This window comes from Frigoribacterium sp. MCBA15_019 (assembly GCF_001864945.1).
In the GTDB taxonomy this organism is placed as follows: Bacteria; Actinomycetota; Actinomycetes; order Actinomycetales; family Microbacteriaceae; genus Frigoribacterium.
Genome location: NZ_MJGS01000018.1, coordinates 124,768 through 149,778, shown reverse-complemented (window position 1 = coordinate 149,778; position 25,011 = coordinate 124,768). Strand labels below are relative to the sequence as shown.

22 protein-coding genes and 1 tRNA gene are annotated in these 25,011 nt (G+C 70.9%); 5 read left to right on the top strand and 18 right to left on the bottom strand.

Annotation, left to right across the window (positions count from 1 at the left end):
- Positions 1-126: 126 nt before the first annotated feature.
- The 3 genes from BIV04_RS14265 to BIV04_RS14255 form a co-directional block, all read right to left on the bottom strand.
- Positions 127-1,470 carry a PhoH family protein gene (locus BIV04_RS14265; RefSeq protein WP_255364311.1) on the bottom strand — a complete coding sequence of 448 codons (1,344 nt, stop codon included), beginning with the start codon at positions 1,468-1,470 and terminating at the stop codon, positions 127-129.
- Positions 1,471-1,784: 314 nt separating this feature from the next.
- Positions 1,785-2,912, bottom strand: coding sequence for an aminotransferase class V-fold PLP-dependent enzyme (locus BIV04_RS14260; protein WP_071257028.1), 1,128 nt, complete (start codon positions 2,910-2,912; stop codon positions 1,785-1,787).
- Between the two features lie 467 nt (positions 2,913-3,379).
- The gene (locus tag BIV04_RS14255) at positions 3,380-4,168 is read right to left on the bottom strand and encodes an isoprenyl transferase (protein ID WP_071257027.1); all 789 of its coding nucleotides are present in this window, start codon (positions 4,166-4,168) and stop codon (positions 3,380-3,382) included.
- Between the two features lie 84 nt (positions 4,169-4,252).
- Here BIV04_RS14255 and BIV04_RS14250 point away from each other — a divergent pair, with 84 nt between their 5' ends.
- Entirely contained in the window at positions 4,253-5,002 is a 750-nt protein-coding gene (locus BIV04_RS14250) for a hemolysin III family protein (RefSeq protein WP_083396492.1), read from the top strand.
- Positions 5,003-5,060: 58 nt separating this feature from the next.
- Here BIV04_RS14250 and BIV04_RS14245 read toward each other — a convergent pair whose 3' ends face one another.
- The gene (locus BIV04_RS14245; RefSeq protein ID WP_071257026.1) at positions 5,061-5,432 is read right to left on the bottom strand and encodes a hypothetical protein; all 372 of its coding nucleotides are present in this window, start codon (positions 5,430-5,432) and stop codon (positions 5,061-5,063) included.
- Positions 5,429-6,319 carry a mycothiol conjugate amidase Mca gene (gene mca / locus BIV04_RS14240; RefSeq protein WP_177174828.1) on the bottom strand — a complete coding sequence of 297 codons (891 nt, stop codon included), beginning with the start codon at positions 6,317-6,319 and terminating at the stop codon, positions 5,429-5,431. Before mca ends, BIV04_RS14245 begins: the two co-directional genes overlap by 4 nt.
- Before the next feature lie 69 nt (positions 6,320-6,388).
- On the opposite strand from mca, the gene BIV04_RS14235 reads away from it, so the two are divergent.
- Both BIV04_RS14235 and greA read left to right on the top strand, forming a co-directional pair.
- Positions 6,389-6,811, top strand: coding sequence for a DUF4307 domain-containing protein (locus BIV04_RS14235; protein WP_071257025.1), 423 nt, complete (start codon positions 6,389-6,391; stop codon positions 6,809-6,811).
- Positions 6,812-6,953: 142 nt separating this feature from the next.
- On the top strand, positions 6,954-7,445 hold the full coding sequence (gene greA, locus BIV04_RS14230) for a transcription elongation factor GreA (protein WP_056048805.1): 492 nt from the start codon (positions 6,954-6,956) through the stop codon (positions 7,443-7,445).
- 321 nt (positions 7,446-7,766) lie between these two features.
- Here the strand turns inward: greA and ilvA are convergent, their stop codons facing one another.
- Positions 7,767-9,005 carry a threonine ammonia-lyase gene (ilvA, locus tag BIV04_RS14225; RefSeq protein WP_071257024.1) on the bottom strand — a complete coding sequence of 413 codons (1,239 nt, stop codon included), beginning with the start codon at positions 9,003-9,005 and terminating at the stop codon, positions 7,767-7,769.
- Positions 8,998-10,179 carry an AI-2E family transporter gene (locus BIV04_RS14220; protein WP_071257023.1) on the bottom strand — a complete coding sequence of 394 codons (1,182 nt, stop codon included), beginning with the start codon at positions 10,177-10,179 and terminating at the stop codon, positions 8,998-9,000. Before BIV04_RS14220 ends, ilvA begins: the two co-directional genes overlap by 8 nt.
- A 130-nt stretch (positions 10,180-10,309) precedes the next feature.
- Here BIV04_RS14220 and BIV04_RS14215 point away from each other — a divergent pair, with 130 nt between their 5' ends.
- A complete protein-coding gene (locus tag BIV04_RS14215; protein ID WP_071257022.1) occupies positions 10,310-11,566 on the top strand; it encodes a winged helix-turn-helix domain-containing protein in 1,257 nt (418 codons plus the stop codon).
- Here the strand turns inward: BIV04_RS14215 and BIV04_RS14210 are convergent.
- Both BIV04_RS14210 and BIV04_RS14205 read right to left on the bottom strand, forming a co-directional pair.
- Positions 11,563-12,468 carry a M48 family metalloprotease gene (locus BIV04_RS14210; RefSeq protein WP_071257021.1) on the bottom strand — a complete coding sequence of 302 codons (906 nt, stop codon included), beginning with the start codon at positions 12,466-12,468 and terminating at the stop codon, positions 11,563-11,565. The two genes, BIV04_RS14215 and BIV04_RS14210, sit on opposite strands and share 4 nt — an antisense overlap.
- A gap of 25 nt (positions 12,469-12,493) precedes the next feature.
- Positions 12,494-13,075, bottom strand: a complete 582-nt coding sequence (locus BIV04_RS14205; protein ID WP_071257020.1) for a LemA family protein — start codon at positions 13,073-13,075, stop codon at positions 12,494-12,496.
- A 312-nt stretch (positions 13,076-13,387) separates the two neighbouring features.
- Between BIV04_RS14205 and BIV04_RS14200 the strand changes: the two genes are divergently transcribed.
- Positions 13,388-15,526, top strand: coding sequence for an Ig-like domain-containing protein (locus tag BIV04_RS14200; protein ID WP_143048718.1), 2,139 nt, complete (start codon positions 13,388-13,390; stop codon positions 15,524-15,526).
- A gap of 602 nt (positions 15,527-16,128) precedes the next feature.
- Here the strand turns inward: BIV04_RS14200 and BIV04_RS14195 are convergent.
- From BIV04_RS14195 to BIV04_RS16870, 9 genes are all read right to left on the bottom strand, one after another.
- Positions 16,129-16,202, bottom strand: a tRNA-Leu gene (locus BIV04_RS14195).
- 77 nt (positions 16,203-16,279) lie between these two features.
- Positions 16,280-17,842, bottom strand: a complete 1,563-nt coding sequence (locus BIV04_RS14190) for an NAD(P)/FAD-dependent oxidoreductase (RefSeq protein ID WP_083396489.1) — start codon at positions 17,840-17,842, stop codon at positions 16,280-16,282.
- Positions 17,843-17,881: 39 nt separating this feature from the next.
- Positions 17,882-19,129, bottom strand: coding sequence for a S8 family serine peptidase (locus tag BIV04_RS14185; RefSeq protein WP_071257018.1), 1,248 nt, complete (start codon positions 19,127-19,129; stop codon positions 17,882-17,884).
- Between the two features lie 5 nt (positions 19,130-19,134).
- Positions 19,135-19,692 (bottom strand): DUF501 domain-containing protein, encoded by a 558-nt coding sequence (locus tag BIV04_RS14180; protein WP_071257017.1) that lies wholly within the window; start codon positions 19,690-19,692, stop codon positions 19,135-19,137.
- A complete protein-coding gene (locus BIV04_RS14175; RefSeq protein WP_071257015.1) occupies positions 19,689-20,246 on the bottom strand; it encodes a septum formation initiator family protein in 558 nt (185 codons plus the stop codon). Before BIV04_RS14175 ends, BIV04_RS14180 begins: the two co-directional genes overlap by 4 nt.
- An 85-nt stretch (positions 20,247-20,331) precedes the next feature.
- Positions 20,332-21,612 carry a phosphopyruvate hydratase gene (eno, locus tag BIV04_RS14170; RefSeq protein WP_055974185.1) on the bottom strand — a complete coding sequence of 427 codons (1,281 nt, stop codon included), beginning with the start codon at positions 21,610-21,612 and terminating at the stop codon, positions 20,332-20,334.
- A gap of 102 nt (positions 21,613-21,714) precedes the next feature.
- On the bottom strand, positions 21,715-22,956 hold the full coding sequence (hisS, locus tag BIV04_RS14165; protein ID WP_071257014.1) for a histidine--tRNA ligase: 1,242 nt from the start codon (positions 22,954-22,956) through the stop codon (positions 21,715-21,717).
- 253 nt (positions 22,957-23,209) lie between these two features.
- Entirely contained in the window at positions 23,210-23,791 is a 582-nt protein-coding gene (locus tag BIV04_RS14160) for a TetR/AcrR family transcriptional regulator (protein WP_071257013.1), read from the bottom strand.
- Positions 23,792-24,098: 307 nt separating this feature from the next.
- Positions 24,099-25,010 (bottom strand): MazG nucleotide pyrophosphohydrolase domain-containing protein, encoded by a 912-nt coding sequence (locus BIV04_RS16870; RefSeq protein ID WP_071257012.1) that lies wholly within the window; start codon positions 25,008-25,010, stop codon positions 24,099-24,101.
- Position 25,011 lies beyond the last annotated feature (1 nt).

Here is a 25,011-nt window from a genome sequence, read left to right as displayed (position 1 = left end):
GATCTCCTGAGTTGCCGACGCCGCGCGCGGCTCGCCACCCCCTGCCCGGCTCACCCGAGCGCGTCCGGCACCGCCCGAGCGGGCAGGAGGCGCGGGTCGGGTGACCAGCGCCTCCTGCCGCCCCTGCTACATCAGGTCGTTCGACTCGAGCATCTCGGTGACGAGGGCCGCGATCGCGGACCGCTCGGAGCGGGTCAGCGTCACGTGACCGAACAGCGGGTGGCCCTTGAGCGTCTCGATGACCGAGGCGACCCCGTCGTGTCGGCCGACGCGCAGGTTGTCGCGCTGCGCCACGTCGTGGGTGAGCACCACCCGCGAGTTCTGGCCGATGCGACTGAGCACGGTCAAGAGCACGTTGCGCTCGAGGGACTGGGCCTCGTCGACGATCACGAACGCGTCGTGCAACGACCGGCCCCGGATGTGCGTCAGGGGCAGCACCTCGAGGATGCCTCGCTCGACCACCTCGTCGAGGACGTTCTGGGAGACGATCGCGCCGAGCGTGTCGAAGACGGCCTGGGCCCAGGGGTTCATCTTCTCGCCGGCGTCGCCGGGGAGGAACCCCAGGTCTTGGCCGCCCACCGCGTAGAGCGGGCGGAAGACCATGATCTTCTTGTGCTGTTGCTTCTCGAGCACGGCCTCGAGGCCGGCGCAGAGCGCGAGGGCCGATTTGCCCGTGCCGGCGCTGCCGCCCAGCGACACGATGCCCACCTCGGGGTCGAGCAGCAGGTCGATCGCCAGACGCTGCTCGGCCGAGCGACCGTGCAGCCCGAAGACGTCGCGATCGCCGCGGACCAGACGCGCCTCGCCACGGGCGAAGACCCGTCCCAGTGCCGAGCCACGTTCCGAGTGCACGACCACCCCGGTGTTCACGGGGACGTCCGCGAGCGCACGAGCGGAGATCTTCTCGGACTCGTAGAACGACGCCATCTGCTCGCTCGAGACGTCGATCGAGGCCTGCCCGGTGTACCCGCTGTCGACGACCTGCTCGGCCCGGTACTCTTCGGCGGCCAGTCCGATCGATGCGGCCTTCACGCGCAGGGGCAGGTCTTTCGAGACCACCGTGACGGCGAGCCCGTCGGCGGCGAGGTTCGACGCGACGGCGAGGATGCGCGAGTCGGCGTCGTTCAGCTGCAGGCCCGAGGGCAGGACCGACATGTTCGAGTGGTTCAGCTCGACTCGAAGCGAGCCCCCGTCGCCCACGGCCACCGGGAAGTCGAGACGGTCGTGCTTCACGCGGAGGTCGTCGAGCAGGCGCAGGGCCTGACGGGCGAAGTAGCCCAGCTCGGGGTCGTGACGTTTGCCCTCGAGTTCGCTGACGACGACGACGGGCAGCACCACGTCGTGTTCGGCGAAGCGGAAGAGCGCCTGCGGATCGGACAGCAGCACCGACGTGTCGAGCACGTAGGTGCGCTGGGCGACCGCCTGGTCACCCCCCGTGGCTGATGCGATGTTGCGTTCGGTTGAGGTGATGTTCGACGCGGTCACGACCACTCCGTCCTCGGGCGGCTGGGCACCCGGGTACCTTCTGCAGAGACGGCCGCGAAACAATTCGAGGCGAACTTTCGTGGCCGTCTCGACCGGGCTCCTTGCCCGATGTGACGAACCTACGACGCGCCTCCGACATCCGCATCACCGACGCGACCGTGTCGTGTGACGATCAGGTGAACGACCCTCATGTGCTGGTCGAGGGTGACGGCCGGTCGATATCCACCCCGCCCAGCCCTGCCGGGCCCACCCCGCTCCCCACGGCCCGCCCGGCCTCGTCCGGCCCCGCCGGACCCGCCCTAGTAGAAGACGCTCGTGCCGAACGAGGTGAACGCGCCCCGCAGCATCTCGAACGAGTCGTCGCCCGTGGACACGTGCACGCTCAGCCGCACGGTCGTGTCGCGCACGGTCGCCGTGACCCCGTGGTTGATCAGTGCCGCCGTCAGCGTCGTCATCTGGTCGAGGGCGGGCTCGAGCACGACGATGCCGGCTCGCTCCGCCTCGTCGCGGGGCGAGACCACCGGCACGGCGAACTCGTCGGCGAGGTCGATAACCCGGGTGGCCCGTTCGGCCACGGCTCGCGAGACGGCGGCGACGCCCACGTCGGCGAGGTCCTCGAGAGCCGTGGCGAACCGCGCCTGGGCGATGGGGTCGGGATGCGTCAGCTGGAAGGCCGCGGCACCCGGACGGGTCGGCTGCCGTTCGTGGTACGAGCCGGCGAGGGCCAGATCACTGCCGGCGACACCGCTGAACACTGGGGTCAGGGCGGAGAGCGCCCGATCGCTCAAGGCCAGGAAGCCCGTCCCCCATCCGGCCCGGACCCACTTCTGGCCGCCCGACGCGACGACGTCGGCCACGGCGTAGGGCGCGTCGACCACGCCGAACCCTTGGATCGCGTCGACGATCAGCAACCGATCGCCGATGACCTGACGGATGCCCTCGAGGTCCACGAGGTACCCCGTGCGGTAGTCCACCAGGCTGACGGCGACGGCGGTGACCGAGTCGGTGAGGTGGCGCTGCACCACGGCCGGCGTCACGACGTCGTGATCGAGGTCCATCCAGACCGGCTCGAGCACGCGCAACGCCTCCGCCGAACGGGTCGCCGCGACGGGCATGCTCGGGTAGTCCCGAGGCGACATCAGCACCTGCCCGGTCAGCCCGAACAGCGTGTGCGTGAGTCCCGCGCTCGTGTTCGGTTGGAAGACGACGTGGTCGGGGGCGAAGCCGACGAGTGACGAGATCGCCCGTCCGACGCGCCCTGCCTGCTCGGTCAGGGCGATCTCGGAGCCGAAGCGGGCCCGAGCCTGCACCTCGACCAACGAGCGCTGCTCGTCGGCGACGGAGCTCGAGATGGGTCCCCATTTCGCAAAGTCGAAGTATCCGGGTTCGTCGGTGAACCCCGAGGCGAGGTCGTCGATGGTCTTCACGGTGTTCTCCTAGGCGGGGGTGACTGGTCCACCGTAGTGCCGTCCGTGGTCCGCCGACCCGCGCCTCCTCGTCCCGTCGTCGGCGCAGGCGCGTGCGCGGCCGTCGCGCGGGCCGCCGGCAACTCAGGGGAACGGCACAACCAAACCCCCGCAGGAGGCGCGGCGCAGCCGAACTCCGGAGTTGCCGACACCAGCCCACTCCCGCTGACTCGCGCCCGCGCTCCACAATCAGGCCGCCGGCAACTCAGGAGAACAGCACAACCAAACCCCACCAGGAGGCGCGGCGCAGCCCGACTCCGGAGTTGCCGACACCAGCCCACTCCCGCTGACTCGCGCCCGCGCTCCACAATCAGGCCGCCGGCAACTCAGGAGAACAGCACAACCAAACCCCCGCAGGAGGCGCGGCGCAGCCCGACTCCGGAGTTGCCGACACCAGCCCCGTCACCGAGACAGCAGGCGCGCCTGCGTCAGCTGCCGTAGCGGCGGTGCCGGAGGGCGAAGTCGCGCACGGCCCGCAGGAAGTCGACCTCGCGCAGGTCGGGGTAGAAGGCCTCGACGAAGTAGAATTCGCTGTGGGCGCTCTGCCAGAGCATGAAGTCGCTCAACCGTTGCTCGCCCGACGTGCGGATCACCAGGTCGGGGTCGGGTTGGCCGCCGGTGTAGAGGTGGTCGGCGATGAGCTCGGGGGTGAGGACCTCGGCGAGGGCGTCGAGCGTGCCCCCCGCGGCGTCGTGCGCCCGCACGATGCTGCGCATGGCGTCGGCGATCTCACGCCGCCCGCCGTAGCCGACGGCCAGGTTCACGTGGAGCCCCGTCTTGTCGGCGGTGCGGGCCTGGGCCTCGCGGAGGGACGAGCAGAGGGACGGCGGCAGGTCGTCGGTCGCGCCGACGTGTTGCACGCGCCAGTCCCGCTGGTGCGAGAGCTCGTCGGCGACGTCGCCGATGATGCCGAAGAGCTCGGTCAACTCGTCGGACTGGCGGTTGCCGAGGTTGTCGGCCGAGAGCAGGTAGAGCGTGACCACCTTGATGCCGAGGTCGTCGCACCAGGTGAGGAACTCACTGATCTTCGCCGCACCCGCGCGGTGCCCGTGGGCGGCCGTCTCGAGCATGCGTTGCTTGGCCCATCGCCGGTTGCCGTCGACGATCATGGCGACGTGGTGCGGCAGCTCTTGACCGTCGAGGCTGCGGCGGATGCGGTTCTGGTAGAGGCCGTACAGGACTCCCCTGGCGAGGGGAGAAGGACGGCGCTTTTTCACAGGGCTACGGTAGCCCACGGCGGGCCCTCCACAGAGCCGACGATTCTCAGCCCGCCTCCTCGGACGCTCCCCTAGGCTCGGCCCATGAGCAGCCACACCGACGGAGATCGCGCGGGCTTCCGGGCCGACCGGGCCGACGAGGCCGACATCCCGAACCTGCCGTTGCTCGACGACGCCCTCGCTTACCCCGGGATCGAGCGCAAACCGAGCTGGCGTGGCTGGATCCACGCGGCCACGTTCCCGGTGGCGATCGCGACCGGCATCGTTCTCGTCGTCCTCGCTCAGGGCGTGGCGGCGACCTGGGCCTGCGCCGTCTTCATGACGACGTCGCTCCTGCTCTTCGGCATCTCGGCGACCTACCATCGCTTCCCGTGGAGCCCGAACGCGAAACGCTTCCTCAAGCGCCTCGACCACGCCAACATCTTCCTGTTGATCGCCGGCACCTACACGCCCATCGCCGTCATCGCCCTGCCGCCGTCGAAGGGCGTCACCCTGCTCGTGCTCGTCTGGACGGGCGCCGTGCTCGGCATCCTCTTCCGGGTGTTCTTCCTGAACGCGCCACGATGGTTGTACGTGCCGCTCTACGTCCTGCTGGGCGTCGGCGCGTTGGGCTTCATCGTCGACCTGCTCGACGCGAACGTCGCGATGATGGTGCTCGTGCTGGTCGGCGGTGCCCTCTACATCGCGGGCGCCGTCTTCTACGGCATCAAGAGACCGAACCCCGTACCGGGGCACTTCGGATTCCACGAGCTGTTCCACACCATGACGGTGCTGGCGTACCTCTGCCACTGGACGGGCATCCTGCTCGTCGCCCTGGACCCGCCGACCTTCTAGGGCGACGTCACCCGAGCCGAGGAGGCGCGGGTCGCCGCCCCGGCACCGGTCGCGTCGGTCACGAGTCGCCCTCGCGCCTCCTGCGGTCGTCGTCGTCGAGGTCGCCCTCGACGGGGCGAGCCCGCCGGCCGGCGTCTCCGGGGAGTTCTTCGTCGTCGAGCGCCGCAGCCGCCAGGGTCGCTTCGTCGCGCTCGGCCTGGATGCGCTCCCGCACCTCGCCGCGGTAGCGGGTACGGCGGACCCGCCGGGTCATGTCGACGACGATCAGCACCGTCGCGATCGCGACGAACGCGATGGCGACGAAACCCCAGACGCCGGGCGTGACGGCCTCGTCGGGGATGGTCGACGGCGGCAGGGTCGGGTCGGGCGTCTGCGGCTGGGCGAGCAGACGGGTCGTGACCGTGAGCACCGAGTCCGAGAGCGCGCTCATCGCTGCACCCCGACGAGGCCGGTCTCGGGGTCGACGACGCCCGCGAACAGGTCGTCCTCGGGCAGGTCGGACTCGACGTTCGACTCGACGAGTTGGAAGTCCTCGGTGGGCCAGGCGGCCACCTGCAGGTCGTGAGGCCAGAAGAAGAAAGCGCTGTCGAGCGGCACCTGGCTGGCGTGCGACCGGAGGGCGGCGTCGCGCACGGGGAAGAAGTCGGAGACCGGCACGCGGGTCGTGGCCAGGTCGGGACGGTCGCTGAAGCGGGCCAGCATCTCGGTCAGCGACTCGATGAGGGGCGACTCGGGGTCGCTCTCGCGCAGGTGCGTGATCATCGCGCCGATGCGTCCGGCACTGAACATGCGGTCGTAGTAGACCTTGTCGATCTGCCAGGCGTCGCCGGCGGCCGGGTAGCGCTCGGGGTCGGAGGCGTCACGGTACGCGGCCATCGAGATCTCGTGCGTGCGGATGTGGTCGGGGTGCGGGTAGCCGCCGTTCTCGTCGTAGGTCACCAGCACCTGCGGCTTGAACCGGCGGATGATCGCCACGAGCGGCTCGGCGCTGATCTCGAGCGGGATGGTCGAGAACGAGTTCACCGCGACCGACTCGCCCTCGGCCGGAAGCCCCGAGTCAGCGTAGCCGAGCCACAGGTGGTCGATGCCCATGGCCGCCTGGGCGGCCGCCATCTCGTGCACGCGCAGGCCCGCGATGTCTCGCTCGGCGTGAGCGCGGGCCTCGAGCTGCTCGTTGAGGATCGACCCCTGCTCGCCGCCGGTGCAGCTCACGACCAGGACGTCGACGCCGAAGCTGCGGTAGTAGGCGTAGGTCGCCGAGCCCTTGCTGGACTCGTCGTCGGGGTGGGCGTGGACCGCCAGCAGGCGCAGGGTCAATTCTTCCTCGCAATGTGTGCCGGGCAGACGTTGCTACCCTGGGGACAGCTTAATCGGACGGAGATCCGCGTGACGTCCACGCCCCGTGTCACCTCACCCTCGTCGCGCCTCGACGCCCGGTACGGGCGATCCCCGCGGGGTCGGCGCCGCCGCCTGGTCGTGGGGTCGTCGGTGGCTGTCGCCTTCGTCGTCGTCTTCGCGGCCTGGGTCGTCTTCGCCGCGTTCGACGGCACGTCGTCCCAGCTCGAATCCGCCGACGTGGGTTACCAGGTGACCTCCGACCGGGCCGTCGAGGTGCAGTACACCGTCACCGCGGACACGGGCGAGGCGGTCGACTGCGCGGTCGAGGCCCAGAACAGCGGCTTCGCGGTCGTCGGCTGGAAGATCGTGCACCTGCCCGCCTCCGAGCAGCGCTCGGTGACCTACACGACCTCGCTCGCGACGTCGGAACGGGCGGTCACGGGCTTGATCTACCGGTGCTGGCTTCCCTAGACTGCTCAGAATCGCACGACGAGACCGGCCACTCGGCCGGTCTCCTTTTTTCGGTGGGCGACCTCGCCCCGGCTCCCGGCACCGCGCCTCCTCGGCTCGAATCGCCCGACCGGGTTCGGCCGCCGCACGAAACGGAGACACCATGAGCACTGACAACGAGACCACCTGGCTCACGACGGACGCCCGCGACCGTCTGCAGGCCGAGCTCGACACCCTCAGCGGCGAGGGACGTCGTGAGATCGCGTCGCGCATCGAGGCCGCCCGCGAAGAAGGCGACCTGAAGGAGAACGGCGGCTACCACGCCGCCAAGGACGAGCAGGGCAAGATGGAGGCGCGCATCCGCACGCTGATCAACCTGCTGAAGCACGCGACGGTCGGCGACTCGACGGCCGCCGACGGCATCGTCGGACCGGGCACCGTCGTCACGGCGACGATCGCCGGCGACGAGAGCACGTTCCTGCTCGGCAACCGCGAGATCATCGCCGCCGGCAGCGACCTCTCGGTCTACAGCGAGACCAGCCCGCTCGGGCAGGCCATCAACGGCCTGAAGGTCGGCACGACGACCAGCTACACCGCCCCGAACGGCAAGGACATCTCGGTGTCGATCACGAACGTCGAGACCTACCAGCCGTAGGTCACCCGACTCGAAGGCCCCCGCTCGACCGGAGCGGGGGCCTTCGTCGTCCCGGGACCCATGGCGACGATCGCCGTCGCGGATGTCGACGACTCCGGAGGACGACGTCCGGAACGTCCGTCCCGCGCCGGCGTGTCGTCGTTCTCCTGAGTTGCCGACAGGGAGACAGGCCCGTAGGAGGCGCGGCGCGGGTCAGGAGGCGCGGGTCGCGTCAGGAGGCGCGGATCGCGTCAGGAGGCGCGGATCGCGTCAAGAGGCGCGGATCGCGTCAAGAGGCGCGGGTCGCGTCAGGAGGCGCGGGTCGCGTCTCACGGAGGCGGTTCAGAAGTCGACGTTGGGCTCGTACCCGGCGTCGCGAAGCCGTTGCAGCACCTCTTCGACGTGGTCGGGGCCGCGCGTCTCGACGCTGAGCTCCAGCTCGACCTCGCTGATCTGGAGACCGCGACCGTGGCGGGTATGCAACACCTCGACCACGTTGGCGTTGGCGTCGGAGAGCACCTCGCTCACCCGGGTCAACTGGCCGGGACGGTCGGGCATGCCGATGCGCAGCTTGACGTAACGGGCGGCGGCCGCGAGGCCGCGACCGATGACGCGCTCCATCATGAGCGGGTCGATGTTGCCGCCGCTGAGGATCACCACGGTCGTGCCGAGGTCGCGCACCTGCTCGGTGAGGATGGCTGCGATGCCCACGGCACCCGCGGCTTCGACGACGAGCTTCGCGCGCTCGAGCAACACGAGCATCGCCCGGGCCGTGTCGTCGTCGCTGACCGTGACGATCTCGTCGACCGTGTCGCGGATGATCTCGAAGTTGAGCACGCCGGGCTTCGCGACGGCGATGCCGTCCGCGATCGTGGGCTGGGCGTCGATGTCGGTCCGCACGCCGAGCTTCATCGAGACGGCATAGGGGGCGGCGTTGGCCGCCTGCACGCCGATGATCCGGACGTCACGACCGGTGAGTGCCGCGCTCTGCTTCAGGGCGCTCGCCACGCCGGCCGCCAACCCGCCCCCGCCGACGGGCACGATCACGGTGTCGACGTCGGGCACCTGCTCGAGGATCTCGAGCCCCAGGGTGCCCTGGCCGGCGACGACGTCGGCGTGGTCGAACGGTGGGATGAACACGGCTCCGGTCGTGTCGGAGAACTCCTGCGCCGCCCGGAGCGACTGCTCGACCGTGTGCCCCCGGAGGACGACGTCGGCGCCGTAGTGTCGCGTCGCCTGCAGTTTGGGCAGGGCCACGCCGACGGGCATGAAGATCGTGGCCGCGATGCCGAGCTCGCGGGCGGCCAGGGCGACACCCTGAGCGTGGTTGCCGGCCGAGGCCGCGACGACCCCGCGCGCCTTCTCGGCGTCGGTCAGCTGGGTCAGGCGGTTGTAGGCGCCTCGGATCTTGTACGACCCGGTGCGCTGCAGGTTCTCGCACTTGAGGTGCACCCGCGAACCGAGCACCTCGGCGAGGTACTGCGAGGTCTCCATCGGGGTGACGCGGACGACCTGCGAGACGCGATCTCGCGCCTCCTCGATCTCGACGAGGGTGGGACCGGCCAGGGTGCGTTCAGACATCGGTGAGGCCTCCGGGCTGCGTGACGTCGTGTTCGACGGGTCGTGGCTGTTGCCGCCACGTGCCCCTCGCGACGTAGGTGATCATGACGTTCAGCACGGCCACGAACGGGACCGCGAAGAGGGCGCCGGGGATTCCGGCGACCAGGGTACCGGCCGCGACGGCGAAGACGACGGCCAACGGGTGCACCTTGACGGCGCCGCCCATGACGAAGGGTTGCAGCAGGTGCCCCTCGATCTGCTGCACGAGGATGACCACGGCGAGCATGAGCAGGGCGACGACCCAGCCGTTGTAGACGAGCGCGATGACGACGGCGACCGCCCCGGTCGCGACCGCACCCACGACGGGCACGAACGACCCGAGGAACACCGCGATCGCGATCGGCGCCACCAGGGGCAGGCCGAGGAAGAACGCCCCCAGACCGATCCCCACGGCGTCGACGAACGCGACGAAGATCTGCACCTTGACGAAGTTCGTCAGGGTGAGCCACCCGGCACGGCCCGCCCCGTCGATCGCCGGACGCGAGACCCGGGGGAAGAGCCTGACGACCCAACGCCAGATCTCGGCCCCGCCGATGAGCAGGAAGATCGTCGCGAAGAGCCCGAGCACGAGCCCCGCACCCACGTGCCCCGCGGTCGACCCGACCGAGAGGGCCCCCCGCACGAGCGGCTGGCTGTCTTGTTGGATGGCGGCGACGGCGTCGGACACGTACCCGTTGATCTGGGCCTCGGTCAGGTGCAACGGCGACGTGAGCAGGAAGTCCTTGAAGTCGCCGTACGAGGCGATCGACCGATCACGCAACGAGGGCCAGCCGTCGACGATCTGGAGCACGACGAGCAGCAGGAGGCCGGAGACCGACACGAAGAACCCCACCAGGACCGACACGACCGCCAGCCACTTGGGCCAGCCGTGCCGCTGCAACCACCCCGACAGCGGAACGAGCAGGGCCGAGATCAGCAGGGCCACCAGGAAGGGGATGACGATGACCCGCAGCTGGGTGACCAGCCAGACGAGGACGCCGGCCACCGCCACGAGCAGCAGGATGCGCCACGACCACGCCCCGGCGATGACCATGCCGCGGGGCACGGACGGATCGGCGACGGTGCTGGCCGTGCTTCCGCTCACCGCGTCGCCCTGCGTCTCGTCGCCGCGCGTGGGGCGGTTCCGCCAGATCATCGCGTCAGTTTATGGCCCTGCGAGGCCGGTCATCTACCCGCCCACATGCCGTTGCGAGCATGTGTCCTCGGGGACGAGACGACACGAGGAGGCGCGGCGCCTGTCGGTGGCCGTCGCTACAGTCGTCCGCGTGCCCCGTCAGCAGCTCTCCCCCGCCCAGGCCCGACGCGTGGTCCTGGCGGCCCAGGGCTTCGGCAGCCCCGTCGACGGCTCCGTGCGCCCGGGAACGCGCCAGCTGAACGGTCTCGTCGACCGCCTCGGCCTGCTGCAGATCGACTCGGTGAACGTGTTCGAGCGCAGCCACTACCTGCCCGCGTTCGCCCGCCTCGGCTCCTACGACCGGGCGACCCTCGACCGCCTCACGTTCGCTCCCCGCGGACGGTACGTCGAGTACTGGGCCCACGAGGCGGCCATCGTCCCGGTGACCACATGGCCCTTGCTGCGTTGGCGCATGCGCGACTACGAGGCCAAGTGGCGGGGCGACGCCTCGTCGTGGTTGTCGACGAGCCCCCGCATGGAGCGCTGGCTGCTCGACGAGATCCGCGACAAGGGCCCGTTGCCCGCGAGCCTGGTCGAGGCCGACGCCGCCGTCTTCCCGCAGCCCGACCGGACCGGCCCGTGGTGGGGGTGGGGTGACGTCAAACGCGGCCTCGAGTCGTTGTTCCGCACCGGTGCCCTGGTCAGCGCCGGGCGTCGGCGGTTCGAGCGCGTGTACGCGCTACCCGAACAGGTGCTCGCGGCCGAGGTGCTGGCCGTGGACGTCGACCGCCACGACGCCCACCGTCGCCTCGTCGCCCACGCGGCCCGCGCCTCCGGGGTGGCGACGGCCTCCGACCTCGCCGACTACTTCCGGCTCAAGGCCGCGGACGTCGCGCCTGCCCTGCGCGAGCTGCACGACGAAGGAGTCGTCGAGCCCGTGGTCGTCCCGGGCTGGGGCGCGACCGCGTGGCTGCATCGAGACGCCCGCGTGCCCCGCCGACTCGAGGCCGACGCCGTGTTGTCGCCGTTCGACCCCGTGGTCTGGCACCGGCCCCGGGCCGAACGACTCTTCGACTTCCACTATCGGATCGAGATCTACACCCCCCGCGAGAAGCGAGTGCACGGCTACTACGTGCTGCCCGTCCTGCAAGACGACCGACTCGTGGGGCGGGTGGACCTCAAGAGCGATCGTCAGGCGGGCGTCTTGCGGGTGCAGTCGGCATGGCGCGAGCGCGACCTCCCGATCGACGTCGAGCGGCTCGCGACGACGCTGCGCCGAGCAGCGGCCTGGCAGGGGTTGGACTCGGTCGAGGTCGCCGACCGCGGAGACCTGGCAGGCGTCCTCCGCGCGACGCTGGCGGGCCGTGCCGATTCGGACGCCGACGTGGCGATCCGCCACCTCGACTAGAAGGTGCCGGCGTTCTGCCGCAGCCGCTGGACGCGGTCGGCGAGTGGAGGGTGGGTGCTGAAGAGCCGGTCCATCACGCCGGGCTTCATCGGATCGCTGATCCAGAGGTGGGACATCGAGGTGTTCTGCTGCTGCATGGGCCGACCGTAGGCGCCGAGCTTCTCGAGGGCTCGGGCGAGACCCTCGGGGTATCGCGTCGTCAACGCCCCGGTGGCGTCGGCGAGGTACTCGCGCTGACGCGAGACGGCCGCCTGGACGCCTGCCGCGGCCAGCGGGGCGATGATCATGGCCGCCAGACCGAGCACGAGGAACACGGGGTTCCCGCCGCCACCACCGTTGTTGTTGGAGTTGCGGTTGCCACCGGACAGGGCGCTGAAGAACGACATGCGCAACAGGACGTCGGCGAGGAAACCCACGGCGACGACGAGGCCGAACACCATGGTCGACACCCGGATGTCGTAGTTCTTGACATGACCGAGTTCGTGAGCCATCACACCCTGCAGCTCGGAGTCGTCCATGATCTCGAGCAAGCCCGTCGTGGCGGCGACGACCGCGTGGTCGGGGTCGCGCCCCGTGGCGAAGGCGTTGGGGGCCGGATCGACCACCACGTAGACCTTGGGCATCGGCATGCCCATCGTGATGCTGAGGTTCTCGACCGTGCGGTAGAGGCGCGGAGCCGTCACGCCGTCGACCTGCTGGGCGTTGCTCATCGAGAGCGCCTGCCCGCTGGCGGCGAAGTACTGGATCAGCGCGTAGACCCCGGCACCGCCGAGCACGAGGAAACCGATCGACCCGTTGTTCCAGATGGCGCTCGCGGGGAACCCCAGCGCTCCGATGATCACGAGGAAGATCAGGACGATGAAGACGGTGTTGCGCTTGTTGCGCGAGATCGCGGAGTACATGGTGTCGAGAACGACTCGGGCTGGGTCAGAACTGGACGCGCGGCGGCTCGGCGATGGCCGAGGGCTCGGAGACCTCGAAGAAGTCCCGCTCGCTGAAGCCGAGACGCTTCGCGAAGAGCGAATTGGGGAAGACCCGGTTCTTGGTGTTGAACTCGCGCACCCCGCCGTTGTAGAAGCGGCGGGCGGCCTGGATCTTGTCCTCGGTGTCGACAAGTTCGGACTGCAACTGGAGGAAGTTCTGGCTCGCCTGGAGTTGAGGGTAGGCCTCGGCCACGGCGAAGATACTCTTCAGGGCGGTCTGCATGTGCCCCTCGGCAGCCGACGCCTCGGCCGGTGTGCCGGCTCCGATGGTCTCGGCACGCGCCGCGGTCACGTTCTGGAACACCGACGATTCGTGCGAGGCGTATCCCTTGACCGCCTCGATGATGTTGGGGATCAGGTCGGCCCGGCGTTTGAGCTGGATCGTGATGTCGCTCCACGCCTCGTCGACGCGCACCTTGAGGGTCACCAACGAGTTGTAGGTGGCCCAGAGGTAGATGCCGATGATGACCGCGAGCAGGACGATGATGCCTACTGCTACCAGGATGCCGATCGTGGCCGGTTGCATGACGTGTCACTCCTAGGTGGTGGACCGATGACGGCGGGCGCCGGATGGTCGCCCGCGACCTTGGTCGGGTCGTCGGGGGCCGTTGGACACTATAAATGCGCTGCATGTGGGCTCCCTGCCCGTCGAGAGATCTCGGAGCAGACTCCCGACGAGCGCTCGTCCGGGCATCTCCCCCGCGCAACGGATTGACTTGTACCCCGAGAACGTGCTGAATGGGTCACAGTGTTCGAGTCGCCGACCCTGCATCCGACGCGTCCGCCGACCTCCGTCGACGGACGGCTCCTGGTCGTGCCGCGACGCGGGCGACGCGTCGTGTCGACCCTCGCGGCGGTCGTGCTCGGTCTCTCGCTCACCCTGTGGGCCGGCGTCGGTGCCCACGCCGCGGGCAGCCCCTTGGGCGCGCCCACACCCACGCCCACGCCCGCCCCGTCGACCGGCCAGCCCGGTCCCGTACCGGTCGCACCGACCATCGGCGACGTCGGCGACCAGGACGTGAACTCCGTCGTGGTCGGCGGCACGGGCACGCCCGGAGCCACCGTGAGGGTGCTCGACCCCCGCGTCCCCAGTCGAGCCCTCTGCGAGGTCACCCTGCCCACCGGAGGCACGACCGGCGTCCCCTGGTCGTGCACGGTGACACTCCAGGACGGCGCCGACCAGACCCTCACGGTCCGCGACGTCACGAACTCGGCCGTCGTCGGCGACGCGATCAGCGCTCCGTTCTCGGTGCTCGGCCCACCGACGGTCCAGGGCGGACCCGCCATCGGCGGCAAGGTCGCAGGCACCGCCTTCGCGGGTGCCCGCGTGACCGTCGACGGAGGCGCGGCGCCGGTCTCGGTGACGGCCGACGGATCCGGGGCATGGTCCGCCGTGCTCCCGTCCACGACCTGGCCGACCGGCAGGTACACGGTCACGGCGTCACAGTCCTCGGACTCCGTTCCCGCCGTGCCCCGGTCGGCGACCTCGACCGGCGTGGCCGTCACCATCGATCGCGACGCGCCCGCCGCCCCCGTCGTCTCCGCGCCCCGAGCCGGCGAACGAGTCGCCACGCAGCCGCTCGCGTTCGCGGGAACGGGAGAAGACGGTGCGACCGTGACCGCCTACGTCGACAGCACCCCCGTCTGCCAGGCCGCGGTCACCGGTGGATCGTGGCGCTGCACGTCGTCCGACGCGGCGCTCCCCGACGGGAAGCACGTGGTCCAGGCCGCTCAGATCGACGCGGCGGTGAACGTGGGGGCTCCCAGCGCGGGTATCTCGATCACGGTGGTCTCGTCGACCGCGCAACCCGCGCCTCCTTCGTCCTCGGCCGCACCGGCACCGGGGCCCGGTGCGTCGGGCGGTCCGACCGTCCCGACCGAGCCGTCCCCCGGCACGCCCGGGGGGCCGGCGCCCGGAGACGGCTCGGGAGGCAACCCGGGCGACGACGGCGGGGGCCTGCCCGAGGCGACCACGCCGACGACCGATTCCTGGGCGGCGGCGACGACCTTCGGCCGCGACCTGCCCTCCCTCGGCCAGACGATGACCGGTACGGGATGGTTGCTCGCCCTGGGCCTCGCGGCAGCGTTCGTCCTGCTCGTCGTCGCGCCGGCACGCCTGTTGGCCACGGCACTTCGAGGTCGGCTGGCGCCTCGTGGCCCGCGACTCACCGGCCGCAACCGACGCCGTGAACTCCCCACGTCCTTCTCGACCGCCACGCTCGACCCTCGCCTCGCCGCCGGGCTGACCGTCGCCGCCGGGGCCGCCGTGGTCGGGCTGGCAGCCGGCCTCGACGACGAGGTCCGCTACGCGCGTCTGTTCGCCGGGATCGTGATCGGGGTCGCCCTGGTCAACCTGCTCGCCGTCGTCGTCCCCACTCGGCTGATGGCGCGCTCGCGGGAGCGCGAGGCACGCGTCCGCATGTCACCGCGCCTCCTTCTCGTCGCCGTCGTCGCGTGTGCGGTCACCCGGCTGCTCGGCCTCGACCCTCCCCTCGTGCTCGGGGTGGTGCTCGTCGGCAGCATCGCCGCAGCGCCCCGGTCACCGGCGCGCCACGGCCGGACCGACGCGGTGGACGATCGCGAGGCGGGGCTGCTGGCGCTCGTCCAGGTCGTCGCCCTGGTGGCCGTGTCGGCCGCGGCCTGGGCCGTCCACGGGGCCCTGCCGGCCACCGGCGGGTTCGTCACCGAGCTGGCCCTCGAGACGAGTGCGACGGTGTGCCTGACCGGGCTCGGGTCCCTCGTGCTGGCGCTGGTCCCGGTGGCCTCCCTGCCGGGTCGTCGGATCTGGGCCTGGTCGCGCCCGCTGCACGTGGGGCTCACAGTGGTCGGCGTGGCCGCTGCCGCCGCCGTGCTCACAGGCGGCCCCTCGTCGTTCCCGGTCGGAGGGGCGGTCGTCGCCGCCGCCGTCACGGCAGGCCTCTGCGTCGCGGTCTGGCTCTGGACGTCCTTCGTCGAGGTCAGCACCGAGGACGCCTGACCCGGCGCGCCCCTGCCGTCGGACGCGATCACTGCGGGCCCGGCCGACCGCCAGCCCGATGACGGCGGCTCCGCTGACTGCGGTCCGGCGTCGCGCCGCGCCGCGCAACCTGCGACCGTCGCCGTCGGCAACTCAGGAAAACGACGCACGAACGCCCTCGCCGGGCCCGCGAATGCGCCGATCTGCTGAGTTGCCGACAACGCGCAGACGGGGCGGGGCGGGGCGGGGCGCGGCGCGGCGGGACGGGACGGGGCGCGGCGGACGCCGAGGCGGAGTGGCCTCCGGACCAGGCCCCGCCCTAAGACGGCAACTCAGCAGAACGACACCGCAGCGGGCGCTGCGCGCCCCCGAGCACGCCGATCTCCTGAGTTACCGACGCGCGCGAGGGCGCTGGCGGCACGAGGCTCGACGGACCGGGCCGGGCCGCGCCGGGCCGGGCCGGGCCGGCGGGTAGGGCGTGGCGGGCGGGCGACAGGCGCAGCCGCGATCAGGAGGCGCGGGCGAGGTCGACGACACGAGGCTGCGTTCCGCAGGTAGTCGCAGGCACGGGCGGGCCCGTCCGGCGGCGGAGCAGGTGCACCCGTTCCGCCACTGGGCGCAGGTGCCCCCGCAGGGACTCGAACCCTGACTGAAGCGATTTTAAGTCGCCTGCCTCTGCCGATTGGGCTACGGGGGCCCGAGGGACCAGCCTACGAGACGCGGACGCCCGCCACGCTGCAGGCAGCGGGCGGGCGTCTCGGACGTGCTCGAGGGTCACTCGGAGGCGGGCACCCCGTCGGTCGCCGCGGTCGTCTCGCCGGCGGCCGTCTTCTTGGCGGCGGGCTTGCGGGCGGGAGCCTTGCGAGGAGCCTTCGCGGCGGCCTCGCCCCCTTCGGCCGTGCCCTTCTTCGCCGTGCCGTCGTCTTCGACCGGGTTCGCGTACGCGGGACCCGCCTCACCGGCGGGCTGACCGGCACCGACAGATGCGGGCACGGCTGCCTCGGCGGGCGTCTCGACGGCCGGCTTGGGACGCGACGCGAACTCTTCGAAGGCTGCCCGGGGACGCTCACGGTTGTCGAGCGAGACGATGTCGCGCCCCAACCAGAAGTTGTTCCACCAGCCGCCCACGACGCGGAACTTGCGCTCGAACGAGGGCATGGCCATGCCGTGGTAGCCACGGTGGGCGGCCCAGGCCGGGAAGCCCTTCATGGCGAACTTGCCGCTCTGGAAGACTCCGACGTTCAGACCGAGGCCGGCCACGGCACCGAGGTTCTCGTGCTTGTAGTCGACGAGCCCCTCGCCGCGGAGCGACGCGACGATGTTCTTCGCGAGGCGCTTGCCCATGCGGACGGCGTGCTGGGCGTTCGGGACGCAGAACCCGCCCACGCCCTTCCCGGTGAGGTCGGGGGTGGCGGCGACGTCGCCACAGGCCCAGGCGTCGGGGACGACGGTCTCGCCGTCGACGATGCGCAGGTCGGCCTTGACGGTGATGCGTCCGCGCTGCTCGAGCGGGAAGTCGGTGCCACGGACCATCGGGTTGGCCATGACGCCGGCCGTCCAGACGATGAGGTCGGACTCGAACGACTCACCGGTGGAGAGTTCGATCTTGCCGCCGACCGCCGACTGCAGCTGCGTGTCGAGGTGGACCGTGGCGGCGCGCTCGGCGAGGTTCTTGAGCACCCAGTGGCTCGTCTCGAGCGAGACCTCGGGCATGATCCGGCCCATCGCCTCGACGAGGTGGAAGTGCGTGTCGTCGATGGTGAGGTCGGGGTAGTTCTTGAGCAGGTCGCTGGCAAAGCTGCGCAGTTCGGCGAAGACCTCGATGCCGGCGAAGCCACCGCCGACGACGACGACCGTGAGCAGGCGGTCGCGCTCGGGACCGGCCGGCAGGTTCGCCGCCTTCTGGAAGTTCGTGAGCACCTTGTCGCGGATCGCGGCGGCCTCTTCGATGGTCTTGAGGCCGATGGCCTCGTCGGCGACGCCGGGGATCGGGAAGGTGCGGGACACGGCACCGGCCGTCATGACGATCTGGTCGTACTGCATCGTCCAGGCGTCGCCCACCTCGGGCGTGATGGTGGCGGTCCTGGAGGCGTGGTCCACGCCGGTGACCTTGGCCGTGACGACGTTGGTCTTCTTGAGGTGGCGTCGGAGGGCGACGACCGCGTGGCGGGGCTCGATCGACCCGGCGGCCACCTCGGGCAGGAACGGCTGGTACGTCATGTAGGGCAGCGGGTCGACGATCGTGACCTCGGCCTCACCCGCGCGCAGCCACTTCTCGAGCTTCCAGGCGGTGTAGAAACCGGCGTAGCCGCCGCCGACGATGAGGATTTTGGGCACGGCGAATGTCTCCTTGAGGTGGGGGTGTCGCAGACGACCTTACCCCGACCGCCGCGCACGCCTGAACTGGCGGACCGCGCCGACGGCGACGAGGACGGCCGCTCCGCCGAACACCGTGAAGACGATCAAGGGGATGCCCGTGGACCTCATGGTCTCGACGGTGGGCAGCAGGACCGCCAACGGCTGGCCCGGATCGGTCACCGGCGTCGGCACGGGCGCCTCGACGGCCGGGTTCGTCGCCTGCGCCGACGGCGCCGGCACGTCCGCCCGCCGGTGCAGGCGGATCCACTCGGCCAGGTCGCCCATCGGGTTCTCGGCGACCGTCGGCACCGAGGCGTCGACGGCCGCCGCGGCGTCGACGAGCCCGTAGCCGTACAAGGGATCAGGCGACGTGGTGCCCTTCGGGGTGGCCGTCGCCACGACACGATTGATGACGTCGTCGGCGTCCAGCTCGGGGTGGGCACTGCGCACGAGTGCGACGATGCCCGCGACGAGAGGTGTGGCCCCGCTCGTGCCGCTCCAGCTGTAGTGGACGTCGCCGGGACCGACACCCACGAGGTCTTCGCTGGGAGCGGCCACGCCGATCGTGATGCCCTGACTCGACGCGTCGAAGCTCGCCGTCCCCTGTCGGTCCACCCCGGCGACGGTCAGGACGCCCGGCATCGTCGCCGGCGCACCCACCTCGGTCGTCCCGCTGCCGCGGTTGCCGGCCGCGGCGACGACGACGACGTCGTGCTGCATGGCGTAGAGGAAGGCGTCGTCCCAACTGGTCGGCCAGTCGAGCGTGTTGCGGGTCAGGGACATGTTGATGACGTCCGCCCCGGCGTCGACCGCCCAGCGCACGGCTCGGGCGATCTGGTCGTCGGAGTCCACGGCCGTCGAGCCGAAGCCCACCGACACCGAGAGCAGGTCGGCCTCGGGCGCGACCCCGATCACGCCGTCGCCGGACCCGGTGCCGCGGCCCGCGACCATCGACCCGACCAGAGTGCCGTGGTTGGGGTCCTCGCCCACCGGCGTCTGGCCGTCGGGCGAGCCGAGCCCCGAGACGTCGGTGCCGCCGACGACGGCGCCCTGGAGTTCACGCACCGACGAATCGACGCCGGTGTCGATCACGGCCACGGTCGTCCCCGCACCACGTGTCGTCTGCCACGCCCTCTGGATGCCGTAGTCGGCGAGCCAGTACTCGGCGTCGCGCACCTGATCGGCCGACGCGGCCGACGCCGGCACGACGGCGGCGACCAGGGCCCCCAGCACGATCGCCACCACGAACCCCCCGGATCGGCGCACGCGCGTCAGGCTCCCCCGCCGATCGCGGGAACGGCGACGGACGGCTGGTCGTCGGCCAGGAAGTCGGGGCACCGGCACACATCGGGACTCCAGGACGCCCGCTCGAGGGCGAGGTCGCCGAACGGGTTGACGCCCGGCCCGGCGGCCAACGAGTGGCCGACCAGGGCGTGCAGGCACTTGATCCGCTCGGGCATGCCGCCGGCCGTCACGTGGTCGATCTCGTCGACGTGTTCGATGCCCTCGCGGTCGGCCAGGTACGCCTCGTGTGCGGCCTGGTACCGGCCTCGCAACTCGGGGTCGGACTCGAGGAGGTCGGTGAACTCGGCCATCACCCCGGTGGCCTCGAGGGTCGACACGGCGGCCGTCGCACCGGGGTGGCACAGGTAGTAGAGCGTCGGGAAGGGCGTGCCGTCGGTGAGACGTGGTCTCGTCGCCACGACGGTGGGTGCACCGCAGACGCAGCGCGCGGCGATGCCGATCACGTCGCGCGCGGGGCGCCCGAGCTGGGCCGTCACGACGCGGACGTCGTGGTCGGTGACGGGGTCGAAGGGGGGCGTGGTCACGGCGTGCCACCTGTCTGCTCGGAGGTCGGGGCGGGCACCTGGCTGCCGCTGATGTCGGGGGCGACGAGTTCGGTCGCGGGTTCGTCGCTGAGGCCGGCGTCGAGCACCGAGGCCGTCATGGCCGCCACCCAGTCGACCTGGGGCGTCTGCAGCGAATCGCTGATCGCCGTGCCGGTGCCCGGAGCCGTGCCGGGGGTCTGAGCCGCGTCGTCGCCCATGACGAGGTAGCTGTACTCGCCGGGGTAGACGTAGAGCAGGCGGTCGCGCGCCTGCGCCTCGATGTACGCCGGATCGCTCCACCGCGCGACGTCCCCCTTCAACTCGTCGACGGACTGCTCCTGCTGCTGGACGTCGTCCTGCAGGGCGGCGATCTGCTGCTGCTGCTGGATCAGGGTGCGCAACGACGGGGCGAGGATGACGACGAACATGACGAGGATGACCAGCATGAGCACGCTGAATCCCGAGAACCGGATGGAGCGCAGCCAGTGGCCCGTCGGCGTCTCGCCGGTCGGCAGGTTCACCGGCACACGGCGGTTCGCGGTCTCACGGGGCATGCGACGAGCCTAAACGACGTCTCTGGGGAACGACGGAGGCCCGCCCCGCGCGAGCAGGACGGGCCCCGAGGAGGCGCGGGTCGCGTCAGGCGGAGAAGCGCGGGAACGCGCTGTACCCGGCGTAGACCGCGGCGTCGCCGAGTTCTTCTTCGATGCGGAGGAGCTGGTTGTACTTCGCGACGCGCTCGCTGCGGGCGGGTGCGCCGGTCTTGATCTGGCCCGCGTCGGTCGCGACGGCGAGGTCGGCGATCGTGGTGTCCTCGGTCTCACCCGAACGGTGCGAGAGGACGGTCGTGTAGCCGCTGCGCTGGGCGAGCGCCACGGCGTCGAGCGACTCGGTCAGCGTGCCGATCTGGTTGACCTTGACGAGGATCGAGTTGGCGGCGCCGGCCTTGATGCCCCTGGCGAGGCGCTCGGGGTTCGTGACGAACAGGTCGTCGCCGACGATCTGCGTCTTCGAGCCGATCTCGCTCGTGAGGTGGGCCCAGCCCTCCCAGTCGTCTTCGTCGAGCGGGTCCTCGATGGTGACGAGGGGGTACGACGCGACGAGGTCGGCGTAGTAGTTCGCGAGGAAGGCCGAGTCGCGCTTCTCGCCCTCGAAGGTGTAGCTGCCGTCGGCGTAGAACTCGCTCGAGGCCACGTCGAGGCCCAGGGCGAGGTCTTTGCCGGGGGTGAAGCCGGCCTTGGTGATCGCCTCGACGAGCAGGTCGAGCGCGGCACGGTTGCTGTCGAGGTTCGGCGCGAAGCCACCCTCGTCGCCCAGACCGGTCGAGAGCCCCTTGGCCTTGAGCTCGCTCTTGAGGGCGTGGTACGTCTCGGCGCCCCACTGCAACGCCTCGGCGAACGAGGACGCGCCGACCGGCAGGATCATGAACTCCTGGATGTCGACGTTGCTGTCGGCGTGCGAACCGCCGTTGATCACGTTGAGCATGGGGACGGGCAGCGTGTGCGCGTTCGGCCCACCGAGGTAGCGGAACAGGGGCAGGTCGGCCGAGTCGGCCGCCGCGCGGGCCACGGCCAGCGAGACGCCGAGGATGGCGTTCGCGCCGAGGCGCTTCTTGTTGTCGGTGCCGTCGAGCTCGATCATGGCCTGGTCGATCAGGCGCTGGTCGGTGGCGTCGAGACCCTCGACCTCGGGGCCGATCTCGTCGATGACGGCGGCGACGGCCTTGAGCACGCCCTTGCCGAGGTAACGGCTCTTGTCGCCGTCACGCAGCTCGTAGGCCTCGAAGGCCCCGGTCGATGCACCCGAGGGGACGGCCGCACGCGACACCGTGCCGTCCTCGAGCAAGACCTCGACCTCGACGGTGGGGTTGCCCCGCGAGTCGAGGATTTCGCGGGCGCCTACGGCGTCGATTGCTGCCACTGGAGAGCTCCTTAGTAGTCGTTCGTCTGGGGACGCGAGGTCCGCGGCCCAGCTTAGCCGCGCCTCCTGCCCTGGTTCGTGGTGAGGAGCCGTCGGCGACGATCAGCCGATCGTACGGACCTCGAGGTCGGCCACCGACTCGCCCCCTCGCACGGTCACGAACCGGCCGAAGCCCGCCGCCGCCAGGCCGTCGAGCTGGTTGGTGAAGTTCTTGGCCTTCTTCTCGAGGCGCACGCGTCGCTCGCCGCCCGCCAGCAGCGCTCGCTGCAGGGCGAGCAACTCGACCGGTTCGACCTTCTTGTCGTAGAGCAGCGCGAGACCCTCGTCGCCGTCTGCCTCGAGGGTCACCAGGTCGACGAGGCGTTCGAACCCCAGCGAGAAACCGGCCGCGGGCACGTCGCTGCCGAGGAAACGACCGATCATGCCGTCGTATCGACCGCCGCCGCCGAGCGAGTAGGGCACGTCGGGGTGGGCGATCTCGAAGATCGTGCCCGTGTAGTAGCCCATGCCACGGACCAGGGTCGGATCGAACCGGAGGGTCGATCCCGGCAACGCCTCACGCAGCGCGACCAGGTCGGCGAACGCCGCGCGGTCGAGCCACGGCGCGTCGTCGGCCTCACCGGTGGCCCAGGAGGCCCCGGCGAGCTGGGTGAGCGCCTCGCCGAGACCGGGAGTGGTGACTCCGAGGTCGACGAGTTCGGCCACGACGCCGTCGACGCCGATCTTGTCGAGCTTGTCGACGACGATCAGCGCCTGGTCGGTGAGCGCTTCGGGCACGTCCCAGTGCGCGAGCATCGCCAGCAGGATGCGGCGGTCGTTCACGCGGATCGTCGTCCCGGTGAGACCGAGGGCGTCGAGCACGGCGGTCGTGGCCTGGATCAGTTCGATCTCGGCCAGGGGCCCGGCCTCGCCCAGGACGTCGATGTCGCACTGGACGAACTGGCGGTAGCGCCCCTTCTGCGGACGCTCGGCCCGCCACACCGGGGCGATCTGCACGGAGCGGAAGACCGTCGGCAGCTCGGCTCGGTGCGACGCGTAGAAGCGTGCGAGCGGCACCGTGAGGTCGAAGCGGAGCCCCAGATCGGCGAGTCCGAGCACGCTCTCGGCCGACCGCAGGTCGTCGAGGTCGAGGCCCCGCCGGAGAACGGCGAAGACCTGCTTCTCGTTGTCGCCCCCCAGGCCCGAATGGAGGCGCGAGCTCTCTTCGACGACGGGCGTCTCGATCTCGTCGAAGCCGTAGGAGCGGTAGACGCCCCGGATGACCGAGAGGACGCCCTCGCGTCGCCTCTTGTCGGCGGGCAGGTGGTCGCGCATGCCGCGCGGCGGGTTGACGGGGGTCGGCATGAGGACATCATCCCAGAGACGTCGAGTCCCCGACGTCGGGACCGACTTGCAGGCATGTCACATTCTACGTTAGGGTTTCTTCGGGTGGTCGGCGCGAATCGGGTTGCGTGTCGGTCACACCTCGAGGCCCTCCCTTCCCTGCGGTGAGGGCCCGGGCCGGGTCGGGCGCCATGCGCTCGGCCCGGCTCCGATTCACCGGACACCCTGCCGAGACCATCAGGCCCCTCCCCCTCCGTGACCCGAGCCAGCCAGGTCAGCGCTGAGGGACGCGCGAGACCAGGATCTCAACCGCCTGCTTGTACGCCGCGGAAGCTCGACGTCCGTCACCCGAGACGATGGCGTCGTACTGCAGACCGAAGAGCGCATCGACGAAGACCCGCGCCGCGACCTTGGCCTCCGCCGGCGGCACCGCGTTCGCCGAGAGCCAGTCGGCGACGTGGTCGACCCACCGACCGACCGCCCCGCGGGCGGTGCCATCGGCCTCGCCCGCCACGGTCTCGAGCAGAGCCGCCTCAAGCTCGAGGCGATGCAGGTCACGTCCCCGCTCGGTGGAGACGTCGTGCCAGACCTTCGCCAGGTGCTTGCTGAACGCCTCGCGATCGAGCTCCGAGACCGCAACCGTGAGCAGGGCGTCGTTGCGGGCGACGACGGCACGGACGATCTCGGCGACGAGCTCTGCCCGGTTGCCGAAGTGGTAGACGAAGACGTACGTGCTGACCCCGAGAGCCTCGGCCAAGGTGCGGAACGACATGGTGGCGAGGGAACGACCCCGGAGGTGCTCGAGGATCTGACCGAGGAGTTCGGGCTTGCGGGTGGGATCAGGCTTGCGAGGCATGGTGCCGCTCCTTCGTGCCGACGAGTCGTACTCGCCCTGCGCGGTCGCCGTCGTCGTAGTGGACCATAACAGACGTCTGCCGTGGCCGACCGGTCGGTCGACCGACAGCCTCAGCGCCCTCGGGACGCCCCGAACCCGGACGATCGGCGGACCGACATGTCGTCTTTTGACATGTCAGGACTCATCCTCTACATTGATGACACCACTCGGTCTCCGCCGGGTCGCTGCCCCTCGGGCCGATCCGCTGGTGGACGAGCGCCGGCCTCGCCGCTCATTCGGGTTGAGCAGGCGACGCCGAGGTGCCCCCTCATTCGGGTTGAGGGGGCACCTGCTCGTCCGGGGCGTCCTCAGATGCCTCATGTTCGGACGATTCGTGCTCTGCCGGTCCCGCCTGGGCCGGTCCAGTCTGGGCCGGTCCAGTCTGGGCCGGTCCCGCCTCGGCCGGTCCAGTCTGGGCCGGCCCCGCCTCATCTCGCCGAAGCAGCGTCTCGCGTTCGCGCACGGCCGCCCGAAGGGCACGCTCGGCGTCGATGCCACGGTCGGTGGCGTCGTCGACCCGCGCGAGCAGTGCCCTGCCCCAGGCGAGCTCGCTCGACCCGGCTCGGGCGACGGGGTCGTCCGAGTCCGACGTCGAGGTCGAGGTCGAGGTCGAGGTCGGCACATGATCCGCCGCAGGCCGTGCCGCGCCCGCGGCCGCCCGACGCGCGTCGAGCTTCTGGGCCCGGGCGAGAGCCGGCTGCCCGACCGGCACACCGTCGTAGGCACTCGTCCGCTGCGACTTCTCGACGGCCTTCGCCGCCGACCAGAGACGGACGATGTCGTCGACCCCGTCGGCCCGGTCGGCCCCGAACACGTGAGGATGACGCCGCACGGTCTTCTCGGCGACGTCGTGGACGACGTCGGCGAGCTCGAACGACCCCGAGGAGGCGCGCGCAGCCAGAGCGCTGTGCAAGACCACCTGGTACAGCACGTCCCCGAGCTCTTCCCGGAGGTCGTCGACGGTGCCGTCCTCGATCGCCTCGACGAGTTCGTAGGTCTCTTCGACGAGGTAGGTCACGAGGGATCGAGGGGTCTGCGCCCTGTTCCAGGCGCACCCGCCCTCGTCGGCAAGGAGGGCGTCGACCACGCCGACGAGCTCGTCGAGTCGGGCACCTGCCCCGGGCTCGAGACCGCCTCGCGCCTCCTCGTCCGGGGTGCCGCCCGCCCGCCGGGTCGACACG

What these genes read in the sequence shown, in the direction of transcription:
- BIV04_RS14250 (WP_083396492.1), top strand. Translation starts at nt 4,253, where the DNA reads ATGAGCAGCCACACCGACGGAGATCGCGCGGGCTTCCGGGCCGACCGG.
- BIV04_RS14245 (WP_071257026.1), bottom strand. Translation starts at nt 5,432, where the DNA reads ATGAGCGCGCTCTCGGACTCGGTGCTCACGGTCACGACCCGTCTGCTC.
- greA (WP_056048805.1), top strand. Translation starts at nt 6,954, where the DNA reads ATGAGCACTGACAACGAGACCACCTGGCTCACGACGGACGCCCGCGAC.
- ilvA (WP_071257024.1), bottom strand. Translation starts at nt 9,005, where the DNA reads ATGTCTGAACGCACCCTGGCCGGTCCCACCCTCGTCGAGATCGAGGAG.
- BIV04_RS14220 (WP_071257023.1), bottom strand. Translation starts at nt 10,179, where the DNA reads ATGATCTGGCGGAACCGCCCCACGCGCGGCGACGAGACGCAGGGCGAC.
- BIV04_RS14210 (WP_071257021.1), bottom strand. Translation starts at nt 12,468, where the DNA reads ATGTACTCCGCGATCTCGCGCAACAAGCGCAACACCGTCTTCATCGTC.
- BIV04_RS14205 (WP_071257020.1), bottom strand. Translation starts at nt 13,075, where the DNA reads ATGCAACCGGCCACGATCGGCATCCTGGTAGCAGTAGGCATCATCGTC.
- BIV04_RS14175 (WP_071257015.1), bottom strand. Translation starts at nt 20,246, where the DNA reads ATGCCCCGTGAGACCGCGAACCGCCGTGTGCCGGTGAACCTGCCGACC.
- hisS (WP_071257014.1), bottom strand. Translation starts at nt 22,956, where the DNA reads ATGCCGACCCCCGTCAACCCGCCGCGCGGCATGCGCGACCACCTGCCC.
- BIV04_RS14160 (WP_071257013.1), bottom strand. Translation starts at nt 23,791, where the DNA reads ATGCCTCGCAAGCCTGATCCCACCCGCAAGCCCGAACTCCTCGGTCAG.